The sequence below is a fragment of the Pseudoxanthomonas sp. genome (genome assembly GCF_051953815.1).
Lineage (GTDB): Bacteria > Pseudomonadota > Gammaproteobacteria > Xanthomonadales > Xanthomonadaceae > Pseudoxanthomonas_A.
In genome coordinates this window covers 20,702-42,724 of sequence record NZ_JBQCIJ010000009.1, presented here as the reverse complement: position 1 = coordinate 42,724, position 22,023 = coordinate 20,702, and the positions used below count along the sequence as shown (strand labels likewise).

Here is a 22,023-nt window from a genome sequence, read left to right as displayed (position 1 = left end):
TTTTTTTTTTTTTGTTTGGTTTTTTTTTTTTTTTTTTTTCCCGCCCCTTGGTGGGGGGGGTGGCGTCCCCCCCCCCCCGACTTACTTGCCCAGGTATTTGCCGAGGAAGGCTTCCATGCGCCGGTACAGCTCGGCGCGGTTCTCGGGCTTGTAGAAGCCGTGTCCTTCGCCGCTGACGACCAGTGTTTCGACCGGCGTGCCCTGCTTCTTGAACGCGCCTTCCAGCGCGTTGAACTGATCCATCGGGACGCGCTGATCCAGGCGACCCTGCACCAGCATCACCGGGATCTTGATCTTGTCGACATTGCGGGCGGGCGAATTGGCGGCCAGCGTGGCCGGATCGTTGCCCAGCACGCGGTCGAGATAACGACGCCCGGACTTGCTGTCGTTGATGTCGCCTTCCTTGTGCATGACCTGCAGGTCGTAGACGCCGACATAGCCGATCGCGCACTTGTAAAGTTCGGGATAGCGGATCGGATTCATCAGCGCGGCGTAGCCGCCGAAGCTGGCGCCATACGTGCAGATGCGATCGGGGGCGGCCAGCTTGTTGTCGATTGCCCACCGGACGCCGTCGGCGATGTCGTCCATCATCTTGCCGCCCCATTCGCGGTAGCCCAGGCGCTGGAACGCTTCGCCGCGTCCACCGGAACCGCGGAAATTGACCTGCAGCACCGCGTAGCCGCGGCTGGCCAGGAACTGCACGTCGTCATCGAACGTCCAGCTGTCATAAGGGCCGTACGGCCCGCCGTGGGCCATGACGATCAGCGGTTGCGGGCCCGTGGCGCCGGCCTTCGCCGTATAGAAACCAAACAACTTCAGGCCGTCCCGCGCCTTGAACTCGAACGGCCGCATCGGCGCCATCTGTTCGGGTTTGATCCAGGCACGTACCTGGCTGAGCAGTTGGACTTTGCCCGCTTCGCGGTCCAGTACGTAATAGCTGCCGGGATGACGGTCGGACCAGGTCGTAAACAGGACTTTCTGGTTGTCGCGGCTGAAATCCAGAATGCTGACCATCTGTCCCGGAAACGCCTTGAGCAGACCTGCATGCAGTTTGGCCCATTCCGAAGTGTTGTCCAGATATCGGATGGATGGCTTGTCCGAATCGAAGATGACACCGAACGGAACGCCGTCATGACCGCCATACAGAAGGCGGGTTACGGAAGCATCTTCCCGACCTATCAACAGGCTGCGGGTGCCGGCGGAAAAATCCACCTTGTACAACTGCGCGGGTTCACGATTGTCGGAGATCAAGGCGTACGCGCTGTTGTTGTCCTTGTCGAAGGTGAGGCCATACATGGTGTAACCGGCCAGGTTCTTCGGCACGGGCTGCCAGTCGCCATTCGCGGAGGGGCGATAGTGCAGCACCGGTTCGTCGTTGGTGCTGGTGGTGATACGGAGGCGAGGCTTTCCGGCACGGTCGTAGTAGAAGCTGGCGGGCCTCGACGAGCGCTCTATTTCCTGGCGATTGCCGGTGCGGGTATTTACTTTGTAGATGACGGTCGGCGATTCCTCGCCGCAGACGCTTGACCAGCAGGTGAAATCGACCAGCACGCTGCCGGGTTCGCTTTCCAGAATATGATCGATGGCGGCAAATCCCTGGTCCTTGCGGCGTCCGGTGCGCGCGCCATCATCCTTGACATAGGCAAACAGGGTTTCCTGGGTCTTGCCGCGAATGTCCGAGGAAATCAGCTCGCCGTAGCTGTAGGGACGGGCATGCAGGGGTTCCATCTTGGCGCGCGACACGACGATCTGATCGTCGTCGCTCCAGATGGGGTCGGAGACATGCTGCTGCGGGCCGAATCGCAGTACTTGTACGTTGCCACTGCCATCCAGCGGAACGATCTGCAACTGGGTTTCCAGACCGTCCTCCGTGGGAACGGCCATGGCCACGTATTTGCCACTGGGTGATAGGGACAAGGCACTTACCGTGCCGTGGCGGGCGAAATCCTCAACGGGAATCGATTGCGCGGAGGCGGTCGCTACCCACAGGCCACACAACAGCGCGGCCCACTTCAATCCATTTGATGCGTACACGGTTCCTCCCCAGGAACTTGTGCGGGTGTGCGCGGATGGTGCCATCGCCGTTGGCCGCTTGTCATCGGGCGACGCACCAGCCCCCTGAAAAGGGGGCGGGCATGCGGGAAGCCGGGGGAGGGCCGGAATCGATGCCGGGCCGTGGGCTGGAGCCAGATTCAGGCCCCAACCGCGCCAGGGGAAGGGCGCGGATGCGGGAAGGCGACGCCGTCGCCACCGCTCATGCCAAGGAAAAGCCGGATCAGACTTCCAGCGAAGCCAGATCGCCCTTGGTCTCCAGCCAACTCTTGCGTTCGCCCGCCCGCTTCTTCGCCAGCAGCATGTCCATCAGGGAATGGGTCTGGTCGCCGTCTTCGACGGTCAGCTGGACCAGCCGGCGGGTGTCGGGATGGATGGTCGACTCGCGCAGCTGCGAGGCGTTCATTTCGCCCAGGCCCTTGAAGCGGGTGACATTGATGGCGCCCTTGATCTTCTCGCGCTGGATCTTTTCCAGCAGCAGGCGCTTCTCTTCCTCGTCGAGGGCGTAGAACACCTGTTTGCCGACATCGACGCGGAACAGCGGCGGCATGGCCACGAACACGTGGCCGGCCTGCACCAGCGCCGGGAAATGGCGCAGGAACAGGGCGCTCAGGAGGGTGGCGATATGCAGGCCGTCGGAGTCCGCGTCGGCCAGGATCACCACCTTGCCGTAACGCAGGCCGGTGATGTCCTCCTTGCCCGGATCGCAGCCGATCGCCACCGCTAGGTCATGCACTTCCTGCGAGGCCAGCACGCTGCCGGAGGCGACCTCCCAGGTGTTCAGGATCTTGCCGCGCAGCGGCAGGATGGCCTGGAAATCCTTGTCGCGCGCCTGCTTGGCGCTGCCGCCGGCCGAATCGCCCTCGACCAGGAACAATTCGGTCCGCGACAGATCCTGGCTGATGCAGTCGGCCAGCTTGCCCGGCAGGGCCGGGCCCTGGGTGACCTTCTTGCGGACGACCTGCTTCTCGGTCTTCAGGCGCGCGGCGGCGCGCTCGATGGCGAGCTGGGCGATCTTCTCGCCCAGGTCCACGTGCTGGTTCAGCCACAGGCTGAAGGCGTCGTGGGCGGCGCCCTCGATGAAGCCGGCGGCCTGGCGCGAACTCAGGCGTTCCTTGGTCTGGCCGCTGAACTGCGGGTCGGTCATCTTCAGCGACAGCACGAAGGCCACGCGATCCCACACGTCTTCCGGCGCCAGCTTGACCCCGCGCGGCAGCAGGTTGCGGAAGTCGCAGAACTCGCGCAGCGCATCGGTCAGGCCGCTGCGCAGGCCGTTGACGTGGGTGCCATGCTGGGCGGTGGGAATCAGGTTGACGTAGCTTTCCTGCACCAGCTCGCCTTCCGGCACCCAGGCCACCGCCCAGTCGACGATCTCGGTGTCCTTCTTCAACTGGCCGACGAACAGATCCGGCGGCAGCAGCTCACGGCCCTGCATCTCGCCCTTCAGGTAGTCGCGCAGGCCGTCCTCGAAATGCCAGGTGTCGCGCTCGCCGGTGGCTTCGTCGTACAGCTTGACGGTCAGGCCGGGGCACAGCACCGCCTTGGCGCGCAGCAGGTGGCGCAATGCGCGCGCGTTGAACTTGGGGGTGTCGAAGTACTTGGCGTCCGGCCAGAAACGCAGGCGGGTGCCGGTGTTCTTCTTGCCGACGCTGCCGACGGTTTCCAGCTTCGAGGCGGCATCGCCGTCGCGGAACTCCATCCGGTACTCGTTGCCTTCGCGCTTGATGAAGATCTCCACCTTCTTCGACAGCGCGTTGACCACGCTCACGCCGACGCCGTGCAGGCCGCCGCTGAAGGTGTAGTTGCGGTTGCTGAACTTGCCGCCCGCATGCAGGCGGGTGAGGATCAGCTCGACGCCCGGGATTTTCTCTTCCGGATGGATGTCCACCGGCATGCCGCGACCGTCGTCGCTGACTTCGCAACTGCCGTCCTTGTAGAGGGTGACCTCGATCTCGCCGGCGTGTCCGGCCAGGGCCTCGTCGACCGCGTTGTCGATGACTTCCTGGGCCAGGTGGTTGGGCCGGGCGGTGTCGGTGTACATGCCCGGGCGGCGCTTGACCGGATCCAGGCCGGAAAGGACTTCGATGTCGGCGGCGTTGTAACGACTGCTCATGAATTCGCTGTTGTCTCGGGTTGCGGGTGCGGCTCAGGGACGGGAAACGTCCAGCGGCCGGCCGGTATAGGGGTTGTACATGAAATCGCCGGGGAACGACTCGCCGGTGGCGGCATCGCGCTTGTCCGGCAGCAGGCTGCCCAGCGGCAGGCGGAAGTCGTGCACCTTGTTGGTGGTCCTGATCCGGGCCTGGCCATCGCCCAGGGGATCGATCAATCGGTTGCCCTGGGCGTCGTTGCCGGGGAACACCAGGAAATACATGCTCCGGCCCATCGGCCCGATGCCGTTGGCCAGGATCGGCTTCAGGAAGGCCAGGGTCGACGCCAGCCGGGTCGGTATCTTGTCCTCGGGCAGCACGGTATGGGTTCGGCCCTGCGGATCGATCAACACGGTGGACTCGCGCACGTCGGCCTCCGGGGTGAAGCGATACTCCAGATCGTCGGCGACGGTCGCCTGCACCACCGCCACGACGTTGTAGTCGTTGAAGGTCTGGCCCAGCCCGGAAAGCATTTCCGGGGTCGCTCCCTTCTGCTGGCCCACGCTGATCTGCCAGTACTCCGGCGGGATCCACCAGACCACTTCCATGGTGCCGCTGCCCAGGCTGTGCTTCTGGGTGTCGCGGGTCAACGCGTCAAGCTGCACCTGCTGGGGCGGCAGCGCGACGCGCGCCGCCCGGGCCGGCGCCGGCAGGGTCTGGGCAAGCAGCAGGAACAACGCGGAGCAGATCAGGGCAGGGCGCATCGGATGGCGGCATCGGAATCCCACGAGACGCGAAGTGTGCGGCCAGCGCGCGGTTTTTGCACGTTCAGGAGCAGGCGAGGGCGGCTGGGGTATGGTGCGCGCGCCAGCTTGAATCCGGGTCGTTCCGGCCCCATCTGGCGACGTACGAGTGAAACGGAGACATGCCATGAAACCGCGCAAGCTGCTGATCCTCGCCCTGGCGGCCGTCACCGCCGCCACCGCCGGCCTGGTGCTGGCGCAGCAATCCAAATCCGGCGGCCAGGACGCCGACAAATCCGCCTCTTCGCAGTCCGATGCCTCCGACGCGGATCGCAAGGCGCAGCGCCGGGCCGCCAACGAGGCCGCCGCCGCCGCCCGCGCCAAGCAGAAGGGCGAGCAGGACAAGAAGTCCGGCGAGAAGGAAGAGGAAGAAGAGCGCAAGCCCTGATTCCCCTGAAACCCTTGCCAGGCAAGGCTTTCGAGCCTTTCCGGCGGCCCCGGACGCCCCGCCCCCGCGGGGCGTTCGGCTTTTAGAAACCCGGCGTTGCCGGTAGACTATGGCTTTCCGGAGCCCTGCTGATGACTCCCCTTATTTTCGTTACCGGCGGCGTCGTGTCCTCGCTAGGCAAGGGCATCGCCGCCGCTTCGCTTGCGTCCATCCTCGAAGCACGTGGCCTCAAGGTCACGATGATGAAGCTGGACCCCTACATCAACGTCGATCCGGGCACCATGAGCCCGTTCCAGCACGGCGAGGTGTACGTCACCGACGACGGCGCCGAGACCGATCTGGACCTGGGCCACTACGAGCGCTTCGTGCGCACCCGGCTCAGCCGCAAGCACTCGATCACCACCGGCCGCATCTACGAGAACGTCATCCGCCGCGAACGCCGCGGCGATTACCTCGGCGCGACCGTGCAGGTGATCCCGCACATCACCGACGAAATCCGCCGCTGCATCGACGAGGCCACCGAGGGCCACGACGTGGCGCTGGTGGAAATCGGCGGCACGGTGGGCGACATCGAATCGCTGCCGTTCCTGGAGGCGATCCGCCAGATCCGCACCGAGCGAGGACCGGAAAAGGCGCTGTTCATGCACCTGACCCTGGTGCCGTTCGTGGCCGCGGCCGGCGAACTGAAGACCAAGCCGACTCAGCATTCGGTCAAGGAACTGCGCTCGATCGGCATCCAGCCGGACGTGCTGCTGTGCCGCTCCGAGCAGCCGATTCCCGATTCCGAACGCCGCAAGATCTCGCTGTTCACCAACGTGCCCGAGCGCGCGGTGATCAGCGTTCCCGACGTGGACGTGCTCTACAAGATCCCGCTGGGCCTGCACGGCCAGGGCCTGGACGAAATCGCCATCCGCCAGTTGCGCCTGGACGGTGCCCGCGAGGCGGACCTGTCCGAGTGGGAAGCGGCGGTCGACGCCACCCTGAATCCGCTGGACGAAGTGACCATCGCCGTGGTCGGCAAGTACGTCGATCACCAGGATGCGTACAAGTCGGTCGGCGAGGCGCTCAAGCATGGCGGCCTGCGCCAGCGCACCCGCGTCAACCTGAAATGGATCGAAGCCCAGGAACTGGAAGACAGCGACATGTCGCTGCTGGATGGCGTCGACGGCATCCTGGTCCCGGGCGGCTTCGGCGATCGCGGCTTCGAGGGCAAGGTGCTGACCTCGCGTCACGCGCGCCAGACCGGCGTGCCTTACTTCGGCATCTGCTACGGCATGCAGGCGGCGGTGGTCGACTACGCCCGCCACGTCGCTGGCCTGGAAGGCGCCAACAGCACCGAGAACGACAAGCAGTCGCCGCATCCGGTGATCGGCCTGATCACCGAATGGCGCACCGCCAGCGGCGACATCGAGAAGCGCGACGAGCGCTCGGATCTGGGCGGCACCATGCGCCTGGGCCTACAGGAGGCGCGCCTGAAGCCCGGCACGCTGGCGCGCGAACTTTATGGCAAGGACGTGGTGGCCGAACGCCATCGCCATCGCTACGAGTTCAACAACCGTTACCGCACCCAGCTGGAAGACGCCGGCCTGGTGATTTCCGCCAAGTCGATGGACGATCTGCTGGTGGAAATGATCGAATTGCCGCGCGCGGTGCATCCGTGGTTCCTGGCCTGCCAGGCGCATCCGGAATTCCTGTCCACTCCGCGCGACGGCCATCCGCTGTTCGTCGGCTTCATCCGCGCCGCGCGCGAGCGCAAGGCCGGTGGCAAGCTGCTGAAGGAAGCGCGCGCCTGAATCCGCTCCGGCCGGTCGCGAGGCATGGCGGCCGGCGGGTGTCCTGGTGTCATGGTCGCGGCTGACGTCGCTCCTACGAGGTATTGCAATGAAACTCTGCGGTTTTGAAGTCGGCTTGGACCAGCCCCTGTTCCTGATCGCCGGCCCCTGCGTGATCGAGTCCATGCAGTTGCAGCTGGACGTGGCCGGCCGCCTGAAGGAAATCACCGGCAAGCTGGGCATGAACTTCATCTTCAAGTCCAGCTTCGACAAGGCCAATCGCACCTCCGGCACCAGCTTCCGCGGCCCGGGCATGGAAGAGGGCCTGAAGGTGCTGGCCGAGGTGAAGAAGCAGATCGGCGTGCCGGTACTGACCGACGTGCACGAATACACCCCGATGGATGAAGTCGCCTCGGTGGTGGACGTGCTGCAGACGCCGGCGTTCCTGGTCCGCCAGACCGATTTCATCCGCAAGGTCTGCTCGGCCGGTCGCCCGGTCAACATCAAGAAAGGCCAGTTCCTGTCGCCGTGGGACATGAAGCCGGTCGTCGAGAAGGCCAAGTCCACGGGAAACAACGACATCATGGTCTGCGAGCGCGGCGCCAGCTTCGGCTACAACAATCTGGTCAGCGACATGCGCTCGCTCAGCGTGATGCGTGACACCGGCTGCCCGGTCGTGTTCGACGCCACCCACTCGGTGCAGTTGCCGGGCGGGCAGGGCAGCAGCTCCGGTGGCCAGCGCGAGTTCGTGCCGGTGCTGGCGCGCGCTGCGGTGGCGGTTGGCGTGGCCGGCCTGTTCGCCGAAACCCATCCGGATCCGGCCAAGGCGCTTTCCGACGGTCCCAACGCGTGGCCGCTTGACAAGATGGAGGCGCTGCTGGAAACCCTGCTGGCGCTGGACGCGATCACCAAGCGTTCGGGATTCCTGGAGCAGACGCTGTAAATCCTTCCGGGCAAGCGAACGGCGATGAAAATCGCCGGTTCGCCGGGGCCGATGCGGTCGAGAAAACCCAGACTTGGGCGCGTGGAATTGTCCGGCGGATCCACGGGCAATCCGCGACGACGAAGGAGTGCGGACGGCGAATCTTCGAATCGATGGAGTGCCCATGCGAGGCGGCGCCGGTTTTGCACATGTCAATGTGATTTGGCGGGTCTTGATGGGGCGCGGATAATCGAGGCGCGACCGAATCCGGTCCGCCTCCTCTCGCTTCCGGTGTTTGTTTACCCATGAGCCGTATCCCTGGCGCGTCTCCGCGCACGTCTTCTTTCGCCCTCCTGCGTGCTGCCAACTCTCGCTTGCCACGCCTGCGTGGCGCATGCGCAACCGCCCTGTTCTGGGCAGGCCTGTCGATAGCGCAGGCCCAGGAATCCAGTGCCTGGCGCATGCCGGAAAGCCTGGATGATCTGTCCGAATCCGGGGTGCTGCCATTGACCGAATCCGAGCTGCCCGCGTTCGCCGCCAAGGCCGAGTCCGATCCCGCGCGTCGCGCCGAACTGGTCGAAACGCTGCGTCGGGCTTCGGTGGTGCCATGGACGCCGGCCGAACGCGCGGCGTTCGTCGCCGAACTGGGGCAACTCCGGCAGTGCGAAGCCGGGCGCGGCGGCGAGGATCGGGATGACGGCACGCTCGACGAACGCCTGAACGCCATGGTGGCCTCGGGCGAATTGGAACGACTGATCCGTGATTACGCCCGCCTGATGGACGTACCGGAACTGGTGGAACCGCTCGACGCGCCGGACTGTGGCCAACCGGAACTGATGGAACAGATGCGGCAACTGGCGACGCTGCCGATGACCGCCGCCATGCTGGGGACGCTGGCCGGCCCAATGCCGGCGCGGCAGTTGCGCAGCGACGGCATCGAGCGGTTGCTGGGCGCACGGATGATGGGTGGCCGCTGCGCGCCCTCGGAGACGTTCGTCCGGCTGTTGATGACCACGCCGGACAACCCGCGCGGCCTGCGCACCGCCGATGACCAACTGCGCTGCAAGGCCGGAGCGGCCTACACGAGCGTGTGGACCGAAGCAGAGCACGCGCGGCTGATGGCTGCGATGCCGCAGATCAGGCAGTGCCTCGCGCGGGGCAACGACGGCGGCTTCGACCTGGAAGGGGCCCGCGCGCGTTTCGCCGACAGCCCGGAGCTGCCGCGCCTGTTCACGGCCGCCTACGAATTGCTGGCCCATGCGGGCATGTCGAAGTCGTTCGGTTACGAACTGCCGGCCGATCCCGGGGAACGGTCCGACGAGCTGGCTACCGCCATGGCGAACGTCGGAATGATGGTCGAGCAGTATCATGACGGGGCGGAAAACACTTCGGCGGCGGGCGCGCGCCAATTGCAGGCCACTGGCCTGCTGGCCCTTTACATCGCCCGTCTGGCCCCGGAAACCTGTAACCTTCCGAACGATTTCGTCCCCTTACTCAAACTGAACAGTCTGGCCGACCCCTCATGACCACGATCGCCAAAGTCCATGCCCGCGAAATCCTCGACAGCCGCGGCAATCCCACCCTCGAAGCCGAAGTCACCCTGGCCGACGGCTCGTTCGGCCGCGCGATGGTGCCGTCCGGCGCCTCCACCGGCACCAAGGAGGCCGTGGAGCTGCGCGACGGCGATAAGACCCGCTACCTGGGCAAGGGCGTGCGCAAGGCGGTCGAGAACGTCAACGGCCCGATCGCCAATGCGCTGCACGGCTTCGACGCGGCCGACCAGGAAGGCCTGGACCGCCGCCTGATCGACCTGGACGGCACCGAGAACAAGGGCCGCCTGGGCGCCAACGCGCTGCTGGGCGTGTCGCTGGCCAACGCCCATGCGATGGCCGCCTCGCGCAGGCAGCCGCTGTGGCGCTACCTGGCCGGCGGCGACGCGGTGACCCTGCCGGTGCCGATGATGAACATCATCAACGGCGGCGCCCACGCCGACAACAATGTCGACTTCCAGGAATTCATGGTGCTGCCGGTGGGCTTTGACTCCTTCGCCGAGTCGCTGCGCGCGGGCACCGAAATCTTTCATTCGCTCAAGTCGGTGCTGAAGGGCCATGGCCTGAGCACGGCGGTGGGCGACGAGGGCGGCTTCGCCCCGGATTTCCGCAGCAACGTCGAGGCCCTGGACACCATCCTGGAAGCCATCGGCAAGGCCGGCTACACCGCCGGCGAGGACGTGCTGCTGGGCCTGGACGTGGCTTCCAGCGAATTCTTCGACAACGGCAAGTACCACCTGGTGGGCGAGGGCAAGCGCCTGACCAGCGAGCAGTTCGTCGACTTCCTGGCCGACTGGGCCGCGCAGTACCCGATCATCACCATCGAGGACGGCCTGGCCGAGGACGACTGGGCGGGCTGGAAACTGCTGACCGACCGCATCGGCGGCAAGGTGCAGCTGGTCGGCGACGATCTGTTCGTCACCAACCCGAAGATCTTCAAGGAAGGCATCGAGTCCGGCACCGCCAACGCGATCCTGATCAAGGTCAACCAGATCGGCACGCTCAGCGAAACGCTGGAAGCCATCGCCATGGCCCACAACGCGAACTACGCGGCGATCGTCTCGCACCGCTCCGGCGAAACCGAGGACACCACCATCGCCGACATCGCGGTGGCGACCACGGCCACCCAGATCAAGACCGGTTCGCTGTGCCGCAGTGATCGCGTGGCCAAGTACAACCAGCTCCTGCGCATCGAGGAAGCCCTGGGCAGCGCGGCGCGTTACGCCGGCCGCGACGCCTTCGTTTCGCTGAAGAAGTAAGCCGTATGCGTCGACTGGTCTGGCTGCTGCTGGTATTGATGCTGCTGCTGGCCTGGCTGCAGTACCGGTTCTGGTTCGGCGCGGGCAGTTCGGGCGAGGTGGTCGCGCTGGAAAGCCAGGTCATCGTGCAGAAGCGCGAGAACGCCGGCCTGCAGGAACGCAACGACGCACTCGCCGCCGAAGTCGAGGACCTCAAGTCCGGCGAAGCGGCGGTCGAGGAACGCGCGCGCAGTGAGCTGGGCATGATCAAGCCCGGCGAGAAGTTCTACCGCGTGGTGGAGCCGAACGCGCCGGTTCCCCCGCCGCCGGCGTCCGGACAGGACGGCGACGCGGCGCCCGAACCGGCACCGATCAGCGAACCGGAGCACCAGCCCTGATGGCCGGGATCTGGGCGGTCATTCCCGCCGCCGGGCGCGGCACGCGCTTCGGCGGCGAGGTGCCCAAGCAATACCTGCGGGTCGGTGGCCAACTGCTGCTGGAACACACGCTGGCGGCGCTGTTCGCGCACGACGCCGTGCTGGGCGCGGTGCTGGCGATTTCCGCCAACGATCCCGACTGGCCGGGCTGGACCTCGTTCGCCGGCCGGCCGCTGCTCACCTGCACCGGCGGCGCGACCCGCGCCGAATCGGTGCTGGCCGGGCTGAACGCGCTGCCCGACGACGTGCGCGCCGACGACTTCGTGCTGGTGCACGATGCCGCCCGCCCCAACCTGGCGCTGGCCGATCTGGCGCAGTTGCTGGAGCGCGGCCGCAACGACCCGGTCGGCGCGATCCTCGCCGCGCCGGTGCGCGACACCCTCAAGCGCGCCGGTGACGATGGCGGCATCGACGGCACCGAACCGCGCGAGCGGTTGTGGCGCGCGTTCACCCCGCAGCTGTTCCGTCGCCTGCACCTGCAACGCGCGCTGGAAGGCGCCGCCGGTGCGGGCATCGAAGTCACCGACGAGGCGATGGCGATGGAGCGGCAGGGCCTGCGCCCTCTGCTGATCGAAGGCGCCGAGGACAATTTCAAGATCACCACCCCGGCGGATCTGGCGCGATTCGAGTTCGTGCTGGCCCAGCGCGGACGCTGATTCCCCCAGGGTGCGAGAATCCGCCGCATCCGACCCTTTTTCCGTGGGACCCGTACATGTCCGACCCTCTTTCCATCCGCATCGGCCAGGGCTTCGATGTCCATGCCTTCGGCGACGGCGACCACCTGATGCTCGGCGGCGTCCGCGTGCCGCATGATCGCGGCGTGCTGGCGCACAGCGATGGCGACGTGGTCCTGCACGCGCTGTGCGACGCCATCCTCGGCGCGCTCGCGCTGGGGGATATCGGCAGGCATTTCCCGCCGTCGGATCCGCGCTGGAAAGGCGCCGACAGCCGGCACTTCCTGCGCCATTGCAACGCCCTGATCGGCGAACGCGGCTGGCGGGTTGGGAACGCCGACGTCACCGTGATTGGCGAGCGTCCCAAGGTCGGACCACATGCGGACGCGATGCGTGCCGCGATCGCCGAGGATCTCGGCATCGCGCTGGATGCGATCAGCGTCAAGGCGACCACCACCGAGAAACTCGGCTTCACCGGTCGTGGCGAAGGCATCGCCGCGCAGGCCGCGGTCTTGCTGGTGCGCGCATGAGCGCGGATCTGCCGCGCGCATTCGGTCCACCGGTGCTGCAGGCGCGTTTCCGCGCCGCGCCGGAGGATTTCTTCGTCGAGGAGTTGCCCGGTTTCGAGCCCACCGGCGAGGGCGAGCACCTGTTGCTGACAGTGCAGAAACGCGGCATGAACACCGCCTTCGCCGCCAAACGCATCGCGGCATGGGCCGGACTGCCGGAAATGGCGATCGGCTACGCCGGCCTGAAGGATCGCCACGCGGTCACCCGCCAGCGTTTCAGCGTGCATCTGCCCAAGCGCAATGCGCCCGACATCGCTGCCCTGAACGCGGACGATTTTCTGGTGCTGGAATCGACCTGGCACAACCGCAAACTGCCGCGCGGCGCGCTGGCGGGAAATCGTTTCGTGCTGGTGCTGCGCGAAGTGCTCGGCGAACGCCGCGCCATCGAACAGCGCCTGGCGGATATCGCCGTGCAGGGACTGCCCAACTGGTTCGGCGAACAGCGCTTCGGTCGCGACGGCGGCAATGTCGCCGCAGCGCTGGCGATGTTCGGCGGCCGCCGCGTGCGCCGCGATCAGCGTTCGATGCTGCTGTCGGCCGCGCGCTCCGAACTCTTCAACCGGGTGCTGACGGCGCGCATCGTCGCCGGCAACTGGAACCGGGGCGTCGACGGCGAAGTGTGGATGCTGGATGGCAGCCGCAGTGTGTTCGGGCCGGAGCCGTGGAGCGACGTGCTGGCGCAGCGGCTGGCCGCGTTCGACATCCATCCCAGCGGCCCGCTGTGGGGAGCGGGGGAACTGCGCAGTGCCGACGCGTGCCGCGAACTTGAGCTGACGGCGTTGGCCGACGACACCGCAATGCGGTTGCGCGGCGGGCTGGAGCAGGCCGAACTGCGCCAGGAACGGCGCGCGCTGCGTCTGCGCCCGCAGGGGCTGGCCTGGGAATGGTTGGCCGATGACGTTCTGTCGCTGGGCTTCGCGCTGCCGCCGGGCAGCTACGCCACGGCACTGCTGCATGAACTGGGCGAGGTCATCGAGGCCGGGCGCGATTCCGAATCCGCGCCATAGCCGTCACCGGCCGCGTGGCCGGTGACGCGTCTGCCCAACCGGAGCCGTCAGCGTCGCGCCAGCAGCACCAGCACCGCGCCGGTGCCGCCCTGCGCGGGCGGCGCCGAATGGAACGCCAGCACGTCGCCGCGCTGCCGCAGCAGGCGATCCACCAGATTCTTCAGCACCGGAATCTCGCGCTCGTTGCGACGGCCCTTGCCATGGATGATGCGCACGCACCCATGCTCGTGCGCATGCGCTTCCAGCATGAACTGGCGCAGCAGGCGCTCGGCCTCGGCGGCGGTGGCGCCATGCAGATCCAGTTCGTCCTGGGCCGAGAACTGGCCCTTGCGCAGGCGCTGGAACACCCGCGGCGGCACGTTGTCGCGGCGGAAGCTGAGCACGTCGCCGGCCTCCAGCAGCGCCAGATCGTCCAGCCCGCGCTGGAATTCGCTGCGCGCATCCACCTCGTCGCGCTCGGCCATCCGCGCGGCCGGACGCGGCCTGGGCCGGCGCGGCGGCGGGGCCGCGTCGGCCAGGGGCTTCACCTCGCCGATGGCCTGGCGGAACAAGGCGGCGTCGTCGTCTTCGGGGGGATCGGACATGCGCCACAGCGTAGCGCGGCGGGCGCGTGACGCAAGCGCGGGAAGCGGTCACCCGCTTCCGGTATCATGGGCCATCCCCCGAGGAAGCACATGCGCGTACTTGTCAGCAACGATGACGGCGTCGACGCCCCCGGTATCCGCGTTCTGGCGGAAGGGCTGCGCGAGGCCGGCCACGAGGTGTTCGTCATCGCGCCGGATCGCGACCGTTCCGGCGCCAGCAATTCGCTCACCCTGGATCTGCCGATCCGGCTCAAGCGGATCGATCACTACACCTGCAGCGTCGCCGGCACGCCGACCGACTGCGTGCACCTGGCGCTCACCGGCATGCTGGAGTTCGAGCCGGACATCGTGGTCTCGGGCATCAACAATTCCGCCAATCTCGGCGACGACGTGATCTATTCCGGCACCGTGTCGGCGGCGATGGAAGGGCGCTTCCTCGGCCTGCCGGCGGTGGCGATGTCGCTGGTCACGCGCAATCACGAGCCGCGCCATTTCGAGACCGCCGCGCGCGCCGCGGTGGAGATCGTCGCGCGCCTGAAGGCCGATCCGCTGCCGGCCGACACCATCCTCAACGTCAACGTGCCGGATCGCGCGTGGAGCGAGGTACGTGGCTTCGAGGTCACCCGCCTGGGCAACCGCCATCGCTCCGAGCCGTGCGTGACCCAGCAGGATCCGCGCGGCAACACCGTGTACTGGATCGGCCCGGCCGGTCCGGAACAGGACGCCGGCCCCGGCACCGATTTCCATGCCGTGCGCATGGGCAACATTTCCATCACGCCGATCCACGTCGATCTGACCCGCTACCAGGCGCTGGAAAAGGTCGCCGGCTGGGTCGACGGCCTGACCTCGTCGCTGGAGAACCCGGCATGACCCCGCGGCTGCGCCTGCAACCGGAAGCCGTGGGCATGGGCATGACCTCGCAGCGCGTGCGCGATCGCCTGGTCGAGCGCCTGCGCGAATCCGGCATCCGCGACGAGACCGTGCTCAACGCGATCCGGCTGGTGCCGCGCCATCTGTTCGTCGACGAGGCATTGGCCACGCGCGCCTACGAGGACACCGCGCTGCCGATCGGCCACAGCCAGACCATCTCCCAGCCGTGGGTGGTCGCGCGCATGACCGAGGCCCTGTTGCAGGGCGCGCCGAAGAAGGTGCTGGAAATCGGCACCGGCTCGGGCTACCAGGCCGCGATGCTGGCCGCGCTGGGCCTGGAGGTCTACACCGTCGAGCGCATCGGCGATCTGCTGCGCCAGGCCCGCAAGCGCCTGCGCCAGCTGGGCATGAACGTGCGCAGCAAGCATGACGACGGCCGCATCGGCTGGCCGGAACATGCGCCGTACGACGGCATCCTGGTCACCGCCGCCGCGCCGGCGCTGGTCAATGCGCTGATCGAACAGCTCGCCGTGGGCGGCCACCTGATCGCGCCAGTCGGTGGTTCCGGTTCGCAATCCCTGGTCAAGCTCACCAAACGCGAAGACGGCAGCGTGCAGGAAGAAACCCTGGCGCCGGTCGTGTTCGTTCCCCTGTTGTCCGGTACCCTGGATTGATCGCGGATGCAGATCTTCAAACCGCTGTACGAGCGCGCGATCCTGTGGGCCCGCCATCCGCGCGCGCCCGCGCTGCTGACCGGATTGAGCTTCGTGGAGGCGATCATCTTCCCGGTGATGCCGGAGGTGATGCTGGCGCCGATGTGCGTGGCCAATCCCAGGAAATCCCTGTGGTTCGCCACCCTCAGCCTGATGGGATCCATGGCCGGCGCGCTGGTCGGCTACGCGCTGGGCCACTACGCCTTCGAGGCGCTCAAGCCGCTGTTTGCCGCGCTGGGCATGCTCGACGGCATCGAGGCGGGCATCGACCTGGTCAAGGCCAAGATGGCCGAGTCGCCGTGGGCGGTCTTCACCTTCCTGGTGCTGGGTGGTTTCATGCCCATCCCGATGAAGGTGTTCACGTGGGCGTCGGGTATCGTGGGCGTGCCTATGCTGCAATACGTGCTCAGCATGCTCATCGGGCGCGGCAAGCGGGTCTACCTGCTGGGCATCGCGATCCGGTTGGGCGGGGCGCGTGCCGAGGCGGCGCTGCGCCGCTGGATCGAGCCGGTGGGCTGGATAGCCACCGCGCTGGTGGTGGCGCTGGTGGGCTGGCTGATCTGGCGCGCTTCCACCTGATTCCCGAGTTCCGCAGAAAGTGAGTGAACGGATGACCAAAGCCACGCGTGCCCTTGTCCTGAGCGTCGCGGTGATGACGGGCCTGGCGGCCTGCCACAGCACCGTGGTCCGGCAGACCGGTTCCTCGAGTGGTGGCAGGGTCGTGTCGCAGCCCAAGTACGGGCAGACCGTGCGCGTGCAGCGCGGCGATACCCTGTACGGCCTGGCATTCCGCAACGGCATCGACTTCCGCGACCTGGCCGCGTGGAATGGCATAGCGTCGCCTTACACGATCTATCCGGGCCAGAGCCTGCGCCTGTATCCGTCTTCCGGCAGCCGCCCGGCGACCGGTACCGTCGCCACGGGCACCCCGCCGCGCTCCGCGACGCCGCCGCCCACCAACGCGCCCAAGCCGCCCCCGCCGCAGCCCGCACCCGTGAGCAGTGGTTTCAACTGGCGCTGGCCGGCGGATGGCCACGTGATCGGACGCTTCGTCGCCGGCGATGCCACCAAGCAGGGCATCGACATCGCCGGCTCCGGCGGCCAGGCCGTGCGTGCCGCCGCCGATGGCGTGGTGGTGTACTCCGGCGCCGGTCTGGTCGGCTACGGCGAACTGATCATCGTCAAGCACAGCGAGGCCTGGCTGTCGGCCTACGGCCACAACCGCAAGCGGCTGGTCAACGAAGGCCAGAACGTGAAGGCCGGACAGCAGATCGCCGAAATGGGCAGCTCGGGCGCCTCGCGCGAAATGCTGCACTTCGAGATCCGCTACAACGGCAAGCCGGTGGATCCGCAGCAGTACCTGCCGGCCCGCTGAAGGGCGTGCCATGAAGCGGCTGTTCGCGAGCATTCTGGCTCCCGTCCTGCTGGTCGTCCTGACCGCCTGCGCGCAGGCACCGGCGCGTGGCGAAACCGCGACGACCGTGTCCGCCGATGCGCCCACGCTCGATGTGGTCACCCTCAACCTCTGGCACGACAAGCAGGATTGGCCACGCCGCCAGGACCTCATCGTGCGCGAGCTGGCGCAGCGGCAACCGGACGTGATCCTGTTGCAGGAGGTTTTGCAGGATCCGGGCCTGGTCAACCAGGCGCAGCGCCTGGCCGAACGTCTGGGCTACCAATACCGCTTCTTCTCCGTGGATCCGGAAGGGCAGGCGCATCGCTACGGCAACGCCATCCTGACCCGTCATGCCATCGGCGCCAGCGATGTGATCAAGCTGCAGCCCCTGGATGACTACCGCGTGGCGGGTTGGGTCCGCACCGAGTTCAACGGCCGGCCGCTCAACGTCTACGTCACCCATTTGCACTACAAGCCCGAAGGCGACGCCATCCGCGCGCGCCAGATCGCGGACGTGCTGGCCTTCATCGATCGCACCGGCGAGCAGGCGCCGGCCATCATCGGTGGCGACTTCAATACCGGTGACGGCGCGCCCGAGCTGGCGGCGTTGTCACCGCGGTTCAGCAGCGCCTATCGCGCCGCGCATCCGGATCAGGACGTGGACGCGCCCGCGCATACCACGCTCAATCCCCACATGGGACATCCGGCGCAGCGCATCGATCACGTGTTCTTCCAGACCGATGCATTCCGGGTGGACGAGGCGCGCATCCTGTTCGAGCGCGCCGATGCCGATGGCACCTGGGCCTCGGATCACTTCGGCCTGTTCGTGCGCCTGCGACCGATGCGCTGATCCGCATCGTCCGACGGCGATCGCGCGGAAGCCCGCATCACTTCGGTTGAATGCACAGCGACGTGCCACGGCGATGATCCGTGCCCCAGGTGCGGAATCCGGCGGTGTCGATATGGATGCGTTCGGGCGAGTAGAAACCCAGCCCCATCGCCCGGTCCGGTCCGTGCCGGCGCCAGTAGCCGCACAGCCGCGCCGGGGGCACCGCGGGATCCAGATCCAGGTCGAGCGCGCGATTGGCCAGGTGCTGGCTGCGCGAACTCCCGCCCGAGCATTGGTTGTTGCGGGCATCGCGCCAGCCGGAACGGACGCGCCGGCCATCCAGCAATCCTTCGCTCTGGAGCTGGTGCAACAACCGGAGGGTCGGCAACAGCTGCGGCCATTGCGCGCGTGGCGGGACGGCGAACTCGGGAAGGTCGCATTGGCGCCAGCGTCGCGACGTTCTCAGCAGCGAGGACAGCGGGGCGACGTCGGCCATCTCCTGGGCCTCCAGCCAGGCCCGGTAGGCCCCGGCTTCGGCGGCATGCGCGCTTTGCCACTGCTGGAAGCGTGATTCCTCGGTTTCCGCGTTGAAAAGGTCACGCTGGCAGGCGGCCAGCAGGCCCAGGGACAGCAGCGCGATCAGCGCCCGCCGCCGATTCACGCGGCGGAGGCATCCAGCAGGAAACCGGCCACCACCCGGCGCGACTCGCCCGCCAGGACGTTGAAGGTGCGGGCGGCGGCGGCATTGGTCATCACCTCGATGCCCACGCCGCGGGTCAGCCCGGCCGCCAGCACCGCGGCCGGCGGGAAAACCTGGCGATCGCCGGTGCCCAGCAGGATCACCTCCGGCTGCATCGCCAGCAGCGGAGCCAGGTCCTCGGGCGTCAGCGAGGCGACATCGCGCGGACCCCAGTCCTCGCACAGCTCGGACGGCGACAGCACGAAACTGGCGGTCAGCACGCGGTCGTTGACCTTGGCGCTGCGACCATCAGCCGCGCGCAGGGTATAGGCGTAATCGGGGAGTTCGTGGCTCAGCTGCATGGGGGCGACTCGGAGCCGGGCAGGGCGTCAGGCCCGCGGCAGGACAATCTGGCGGCGTTCCTTGCTGGGGCGGTACAGCACGGCGGTATGACCGATGCGCTGGACCAGCGCCGAACCGGTCTGCTCGACCAGCTCGGCGATCATCGCGTCGCGGGCCTCGCGGTCTTCCCCGGCCACCTTCACCTTGATCAGCTCGTGGTGCTCCAGCACGCCGTCCAGTTCGGCGATGAACGCCGGGGTGACCCCCTTGCCGCCAATCTGCAGCAGCGCTTTCAGGTCATGGGCCTGGCCACGCAGGAAACGGGTCTGGGCGGAGGTCAGAACGACGGGCATGCACAAATCAGGGTGGGGAAGGGCGTTCAGGGTATCATGGCGGCCTTTCCCGCCGCCGTTCCGCCCGCTGTCGCAAGGCCGGCGGAGATTGATGCCCCATGGCCACCCGCAGCAAAAGCAGCCAACGCTGGCTCCGCGAACACTTTTCCGACCCCTACGTGAAAAAGGCGCAGGCCGAGGGCATGCGCTCGCGCGCCGCCTACAAGCTGGAAGAACTGCTCGAACGCGACCGCCTGCTCAAGCCGGGCATGGTGGTGGTGGATCTGGGGGCCGCCCCCGGCGGCTGGTCCCAGTTCGTCCGCCAGGCCATGGGCGACCACGGCCGGGTCGTGGCCATGGATATCCTCGACATGCCGGCACTGGCCGGGGTCGAGTTCCTTCATGGAGACTTCAGGGAACAGACCGTGTTATCCCAGCTGGAGTCCATGCTGGACGGCCAGCCGGTGGACCTTGTGCTGTCCGATATGGCCCCCAATAAGAGTGGTGTGGACGCGGTGGACCAGCCGCGGGCGATGTACCTGGCCGAATTGGCGATGGAATTCGCCGATGGCCACCTCAAGCCCGGCGGTGCGTTCCTGATCAAGTTGTTCCAGGGCACCGGTTTCGATGACTACGTCAAGGAAATGCGGCGCCGGTACGACAAGGTGGTCATCCGCAAGCCGGACGCCTCGCGCAAGCGGTCGCCGGAAGTCTATGCGCTGGGGCAGGGCAAGCGTGCCCGGATGAAGTAAGGTGGCTTAACGTGGATATCGTGAAAGAGGAACGGCGGGGCCGATGAGGATGAACGACTTGACCAAGAATCTGCTGCTGTGGGTAGTCGTCGCCGTCGTGTTGATGGTGGTGTTCCAGAGCTTCTCGCCGAAGATGGGCGCCGGCGCCGGTGGTGGCGAGGTGACCTACTCCGAGTTCCTGCGCGAGGTCGACAGCGGCCGCGTGTCCTCGGTGCGCTTCACCAAGGACGGCAACCTCACCACCAACGCCATTGAATACAAGCGCGCCGATGGCCAGACGGGCACCGTCTATGGCCCGGTCGACGACCAGCTGGTGAATCAGCTGGTCAACAAGAACGTCACCATCACCCGCGATGCGCCGGAATCGGGCATCAGCCTGGGCATGATCCTGCTGAACTTCCTGCCGGTCCTGCTGATCATCGGCTTCTGGATTTTCATGATGCGGCAGATGCAAGGCGGCGGTGGCGCCAAGGGCGCCATGAGCTTCGGCAAGTCGCGCGCCAAGCTACAGGGCGAGGACCAGGTGAAGATCACCTTCGCCGATGTCGCCGGCTGCGACGAGGCCAAGGAGGAAGTCGGCGAACTGGTCGAGTTCCTGCGGGATCCCGGCAAGTTCCAGAAGCTCGGTGGCAAGATTCCGCGCGGCGTGCTGATGGTCGGCCCGCCCGGCACCGGCAAGACCCTGTTGGCCAAGGCCATCGCCGGCGAAGCCCGGGTGCCATTCTTCAGCATTTCCGGTTCCGACTTCGTCGAAATGTTCGTCGGCGTCGGCGCCAGCCGCGTGCGCGACATGTTCGAGCAGGCCAAGAAGCACGCGCCGTGCATCATCTTCATCGACGAAATCGACGCGGTCGGCCGCCATCGCGGCGCCGGCCTCGGCGGTGGCCACGATGAGCGCGAGCAGACCCTGAACCAGTTGCTGGTCGAGATGGACGGCTTCGAGGGGGGCGAGGGCGTGATCGTCATCGCTGCCACCAACCGTCCGGACGTGCTGGACCCGGCGCTGCTGCGCCCGGGCCGCTTCGACCGCCAGGTGGTGGTGGGCCTGCCTGACGTGAAGGGACGCGAGCAGATCCTGCGCGTGCACATGCGCAAGCTGCCGCTGGCCGACGACGTCGAGCCGATGGTGATCGCCCGCGGCACCCCCGGCTTCAGCGGCGCCGACCTGGCCAACCTGGCCAACGAAGCCGCGCTGTTCGCTGCCCGCGAAAACGCAAAGGAAGTGCGCATGGATCACTTCGACCGAGCGCGCGACAAGATCCTGATGGGCACCGAGCGCCGCTCGATGGCCATGAGCGAGGACGAGAAGACCCTCACCGCCTACCACGAGGCCGGCCACGCCATCGTCGGTCGGCTGGTGCCGGAACACGACCCGGTCTACAAGGTCACCATCATCCCGCGCGGCCGCGCGCTGGGCGTGACCATGTACCTGCCGGAAGGCGACAAGTACAGCCTCAACCGCGTCGCCATCGAATCGCAGCTGTGCTCGCTGTACGGCGGCCGCGTGGCCGAGGAACTGATCTTCGGCGCCGACAAGGTCACCACCGGCGCGTCCAACGACATCGAGCGCGCCACCAAGATGGCCCGCAACATGGTCACCAAGTGGGGCCTGAGCGACGAGATGGGCCCGATCGCCTATGGCGAGGAAGAGGACGAGGTGTTCCTGGGTCGGTCGGTCACCCAGCACAAGAACGTGTCCAACGAGACCGCGCGCCGCATCGACGAAGTCGTGCGGGGCATCCTGGATCGCGCCTACCTGCGCACCAAGACCATCCTGACCGAGAACCTCGACAAGCTGCACGCGATGTCCCAGCTGCTGCTGCAGTACGAGACCATCGACGCGCCGCAGATCGACGCCATCATGGAAGGTCGCGAGCCGCCGCCGCCGGCCGGCTGGGGCAAGTCGGGCAAGGACGGCGACAAGCCGGAATCGCGCCCGCTGCCGCCGCTGGGCGGTCCGGCCGCGCAGACCTGAGTCCAGGCTGCCTCCGGAAGGTCACGAAAGGCGGCTTCGGCCGTCTTTT

General features: G+C 67.0%; 23 protein-coding genes. 16 read left to right on the top strand and 7 right to left on the bottom strand.

Annotated elements, in window-relative coordinates; translation table 11 throughout:
• Positions 1-81: 81 nt before the first annotated feature.
• The 3 genes from ACTHN1_RS02460 to ACTHN1_RS02450 all read right to left on the bottom strand — a co-directional run bounded on the left by ACTHN1_RS02460 (position 82) and on the right by ACTHN1_RS02450 (position 4,906).
• Positions 82-1,884 (bottom strand): alpha/beta hydrolase family protein, encoded by a 1,803-nt coding sequence (locus tag ACTHN1_RS02460; RefSeq protein ID WP_440469386.1) that lies wholly within the window; start codon positions 1,882-1,884, stop codon positions 82-84.
• A gap of 391 nt (positions 1,885-2,275) precedes the next feature.
• Positions 2,276-4,165, bottom strand: coding sequence for a DNA topoisomerase IV subunit B (parE, locus tag ACTHN1_RS02455; RefSeq protein ID WP_440469385.1), 1,890 nt, complete (start codon positions 4,163-4,165; stop codon positions 2,276-2,278).
• A gap of 33 nt (positions 4,166-4,198) precedes the next feature.
• Positions 4,199-4,906, bottom strand: a complete 708-nt coding sequence (locus ACTHN1_RS02450; RefSeq protein ID WP_440469384.1) for a hypothetical protein — start codon at positions 4,904-4,906, stop codon at positions 4,199-4,201.
• A 166-nt stretch (positions 4,907-5,072) separates the two neighbouring features.
• On the opposite strand from ACTHN1_RS02450, the gene ACTHN1_RS02445 reads away from it, so the two are divergent.
• The 9 genes from ACTHN1_RS02445 to truD all read left to right on the top strand — a co-directional run bounded on the left by ACTHN1_RS02445 (position 5,073) and on the right by truD (position 13,502).
• Positions 5,073-5,333 carry a hypothetical protein gene (locus ACTHN1_RS02445; protein ID WP_440469383.1) on the top strand — a complete coding sequence of 87 codons (261 nt, stop codon included), beginning with the start codon at positions 5,073-5,075 and terminating at the stop codon, positions 5,331-5,333.
• 131 nt (positions 5,334-5,464) lie between these two features.
• Positions 5,465-7,126 (top strand): CTP synthase, encoded by a 1,662-nt coding sequence (locus ACTHN1_RS02440; RefSeq protein WP_440469382.1) that lies wholly within the window; start codon positions 5,465-5,467, stop codon positions 7,124-7,126.
• A gap of 88 nt (positions 7,127-7,214) precedes the next feature.
• Positions 7,215-8,048, top strand: a complete 834-nt coding sequence (gene kdsA, locus ACTHN1_RS02435) for a 3-deoxy-8-phosphooctulonate synthase (protein WP_440469381.1) — start codon at positions 7,215-7,217, stop codon at positions 8,046-8,048.
• A 284-nt stretch (positions 8,049-8,332) separates the two neighbouring features.
• The gene (locus tag ACTHN1_RS02430) at positions 8,333-9,553 is read left to right on the top strand and encodes a hypothetical protein (protein WP_440469380.1); all 1,221 of its coding nucleotides are present in this window, start codon (positions 8,333-8,335) and stop codon (positions 9,551-9,553) included.
• Entirely contained in the window at positions 9,550-10,836 is a 1,287-nt protein-coding gene (eno, locus tag ACTHN1_RS02425) for a phosphopyruvate hydratase (RefSeq protein ID WP_440469379.1), read from the top strand. The genes ACTHN1_RS02430 and eno overlap by 4 nt, the downstream gene beginning before the upstream one ends.
• Before the next feature lie 5 nt (positions 10,837-10,841).
• Positions 10,842-11,213, top strand: a complete 372-nt coding sequence (ftsB, locus tag ACTHN1_RS02420; RefSeq protein ID WP_440469378.1) for a cell division protein FtsB — start codon at positions 10,842-10,844, stop codon at positions 11,211-11,213.
• A complete protein-coding gene (ispD, locus tag ACTHN1_RS02415) occupies positions 11,210-11,908 on the top strand; it encodes a 2-C-methyl-D-erythritol 4-phosphate cytidylyltransferase (RefSeq protein WP_440469388.1) in 699 nt (232 codons plus the stop codon). The genes ftsB and ispD overlap by 4 nt, the downstream gene beginning before the upstream one ends.
• A 56-nt stretch (positions 11,909-11,964) precedes the next feature.
• Positions 11,965-12,456 (top strand): 2-C-methyl-D-erythritol 2,4-cyclodiphosphate synthase, encoded by a 492-nt coding sequence (gene ispF, locus ACTHN1_RS02410; protein WP_440469377.1) that lies wholly within the window; start codon positions 11,965-11,967, stop codon positions 12,454-12,456.
• The gene (gene truD / locus ACTHN1_RS02405; RefSeq protein ID WP_440469376.1) at positions 12,453-13,502 is read left to right on the top strand and encodes a tRNA pseudouridine(13) synthase TruD; all 1,050 of its coding nucleotides are present in this window, start codon (positions 12,453-12,455) and stop codon (positions 13,500-13,502) included. The genes ispF and truD overlap by 4 nt, the downstream gene beginning before the upstream one ends.
• A gap of 47 nt (positions 13,503-13,549) precedes the next feature.
• On the opposite strand, the gene ACTHN1_RS02400 is transcribed toward truD, so the two are convergent.
• Positions 13,550-14,086: a Smr/MutS family protein gene (locus ACTHN1_RS02400; protein ID WP_440469375.1), complete on the bottom strand. Its 537-nt coding sequence runs from the start codon at positions 14,084-14,086 to the stop codon at positions 13,550-13,552.
• A 90-nt stretch (positions 14,087-14,176) separates the two neighbouring features.
• Here ACTHN1_RS02400 and surE point away from each other — a divergent pair, with 90 nt between their 5' ends.
• From surE to ACTHN1_RS02375, 5 genes are read left to right on the top strand one after another with little or no spacing between them, the layout of a single operon-like run.
• Complete coding sequence (gene surE, locus ACTHN1_RS02395) at positions 14,177-14,956, top strand: 5'/3'-nucleotidase SurE (protein ID WP_440469374.1); 780 nt, start codon at positions 14,177-14,179, stop codon at positions 14,954-14,956.
• Complete coding sequence (locus ACTHN1_RS02390) at positions 14,953-15,630, top strand: protein-L-isoaspartate(D-aspartate) O-methyltransferase (protein WP_440469373.1); 678 nt, start codon at positions 14,953-14,955, stop codon at positions 15,628-15,630. The genes surE and ACTHN1_RS02390 overlap by 4 nt, the downstream gene beginning before the upstream one ends.
• A 6-nt stretch (positions 15,631-15,636) precedes the next feature.
• Positions 15,637-16,248 carry a YqaA family protein gene (locus ACTHN1_RS02385; protein WP_440469372.1) on the top strand — a complete coding sequence of 204 codons (612 nt, stop codon included), beginning with the start codon at positions 15,637-15,639 and terminating at the stop codon, positions 16,246-16,248.
• A gap of 19 nt (positions 16,249-16,267) precedes the next feature.
• The gene (locus tag ACTHN1_RS02380) at positions 16,268-17,044 is read left to right on the top strand and encodes a peptidoglycan DD-metalloendopeptidase family protein (RefSeq protein ID WP_440469371.1); all 777 of its coding nucleotides are present in this window, start codon (positions 16,268-16,270) and stop codon (positions 17,042-17,044) included.
• A 10-nt stretch (positions 17,045-17,054) separates the two neighbouring features.
• Positions 17,055-17,915, top strand: coding sequence for an endonuclease/exonuclease/phosphatase family protein (locus ACTHN1_RS02375; protein WP_440469370.1), 861 nt, complete (start codon positions 17,055-17,057; stop codon positions 17,913-17,915).
• 37 nt (positions 17,916-17,952) lie between these two features.
• On the opposite strand, the gene ACTHN1_RS02370 is transcribed toward ACTHN1_RS02375, so the two are convergent.
• Genes ACTHN1_RS02370 through yhbY form a run of 3 tightly spaced genes read right to left on the bottom strand, consistent with a single transcriptional unit; the run spans position 17,953 to position 19,268 of the window.
• Entirely contained in the window at positions 17,953-18,555 is a 603-nt protein-coding gene (locus ACTHN1_RS02370; protein WP_440469369.1) for a D-Ala-D-Ala carboxypeptidase family metallohydrolase, read from the bottom strand.
• Complete coding sequence (locus tag ACTHN1_RS02365) at positions 18,552-18,935, bottom strand: Mth938-like domain-containing protein (protein ID WP_440469368.1); 384 nt, start codon at positions 18,933-18,935, stop codon at positions 18,552-18,554. Before ACTHN1_RS02365 ends, ACTHN1_RS02370 begins: the two co-directional genes overlap by 4 nt.
• Positions 18,936-18,962: 27 nt before the next feature.
• On the bottom strand, positions 18,963-19,268 hold the full coding sequence (yhbY, locus tag ACTHN1_RS02360; RefSeq protein WP_295374458.1) for a ribosome assembly RNA-binding protein YhbY: 306 nt from the start codon (positions 19,266-19,268) through the stop codon (positions 18,963-18,965).
• A gap of 98 nt (positions 19,269-19,366) precedes the next feature.
• Here yhbY and rlmE point away from each other — a divergent pair, with 98 nt between their 5' ends.
• Positions 19,367-19,999 (top strand): 23S rRNA (uridine(2552)-2'-O)-methyltransferase RlmE, encoded by a 633-nt coding sequence (rlmE, locus tag ACTHN1_RS02355; RefSeq protein ID WP_440469367.1) that lies wholly within the window; start codon positions 19,367-19,369, stop codon positions 19,997-19,999.
• A 49-nt stretch (positions 20,000-20,048) separates the two neighbouring features.
• Complete coding sequence (gene ftsH, locus ACTHN1_RS02350) at positions 20,049-21,974, top strand: ATP-dependent zinc metalloprotease FtsH (RefSeq protein WP_440469387.1); 1,926 nt, start codon at positions 20,049-20,051, stop codon at positions 21,972-21,974.
• The last annotated feature ends 49 nt before the right edge of the window (positions 21,975-22,023 follow it).

Excerpts from the sequence above, each read along its gene's own strand:
- rlmE (WP_440469367.1), top strand. The coding sequence starts at position 19,367 with ATGGCCACCCGCAGCAAAAGCAGCCAACGCTGGCTCCGCGAACACTTT.
- ACTHN1_RS02440 (WP_440469382.1), top strand. The coding sequence starts at position 5,465 with ATGACTCCCCTTATTTTCGTTACCGGCGGCGTCGTGTCCTCGCTAGGC.
- ftsB (WP_440469378.1), top strand. The coding sequence starts at position 10,842 with ATGCGTCGACTGGTCTGGCTGCTGCTGGTATTGATGCTGCTGCTGGCC.
- eno (WP_440469379.1), top strand. The coding sequence starts at position 9,550 with ATGACCACGATCGCCAAAGTCCATGCCCGCGAAATCCTCGACAGCCGC.
- ispF (WP_440469377.1), top strand. The coding sequence starts at position 11,965 with ATGTCCGACCCTCTTTCCATCCGCATCGGCCAGGGCTTCGATGTCCAT.
- ACTHN1_RS02450 (WP_440469384.1), bottom strand. The coding sequence starts at position 4,906 with ATGCGCCCTGCCCTGATCTGCTCCGCGTTGTTCCTGCTGCTTGCCCAG.
- ACTHN1_RS02365 (WP_440469368.1), bottom strand. The coding sequence starts at position 18,935 with ATGCAGCTGAGCCACGAACTCCCCGATTACGCCTATACCCTGCGCGCG.
- ACTHN1_RS02390 (WP_440469373.1), top strand. The coding sequence starts at position 14,953 with ATGACCCCGCGGCTGCGCCTGCAACCGGAAGCCGTGGGCATGGGCATG.
- parE (WP_440469385.1), bottom strand. The coding sequence starts at position 4,165 with ATGAGCAGTCGTTACAACGCCGCCGACATCGAAGTCCTTTCCGGCCTG.
- ACTHN1_RS02400 (WP_440469375.1), bottom strand. The coding sequence starts at position 14,086 with ATGTCCGATCCCCCCGAAGACGACGACGCCGCCTTGTTCCGCCAGGCC.
- ACTHN1_RS02375 (WP_440469370.1), top strand. The coding sequence starts at position 17,055 with ATGAAGCGGCTGTTCGCGAGCATTCTGGCTCCCGTCCTGCTGGTCGTC.
- truD (WP_440469376.1), top strand. The coding sequence starts at position 12,453 with ATGAGCGCGGATCTGCCGCGCGCATTCGGTCCACCGGTGCTGCAGGCG.
- surE (WP_440469374.1), top strand. The coding sequence starts at position 14,177 with ATGCGCGTACTTGTCAGCAACGATGACGGCGTCGACGCCCCCGGTATC.
- yhbY (WP_295374458.1), bottom strand. The coding sequence starts at position 19,268 with ATGCCCGTCGTTCTGACCTCCGCCCAGACCCGTTTCCTGCGTGGCCAG.
- ACTHN1_RS02460 (WP_440469386.1), bottom strand. The coding sequence starts at position 1,884 with ATGGCCGTTCCCACGGAGGACGGTCTGGAAACCCAGTTGCAGATCGTT.
- kdsA (WP_440469381.1), top strand. The coding sequence starts at position 7,215 with ATGAAACTCTGCGGTTTTGAAGTCGGCTTGGACCAGCCCCTGTTCCTG.
- ACTHN1_RS02445 (WP_440469383.1), top strand. The coding sequence starts at position 5,073 with ATGAAACCGCGCAAGCTGCTGATCCTCGCCCTGGCGGCCGTCACCGCC.
- ftsH (WP_440469387.1), top strand. The coding sequence starts at position 20,049 with ATGAACGACTTGACCAAGAATCTGCTGCTGTGGGTAGTCGTCGCCGTC.
- ACTHN1_RS02385 (WP_440469372.1), top strand. The coding sequence starts at position 15,637 with ATGCAGATCTTCAAACCGCTGTACGAGCGCGCGATCCTGTGGGCCCGC.
- ACTHN1_RS02430 (WP_440469380.1), top strand. The coding sequence starts at position 8,333 with ATGAGCCGTATCCCTGGCGCGTCTCCGCGCACGTCTTCTTTCGCCCTC.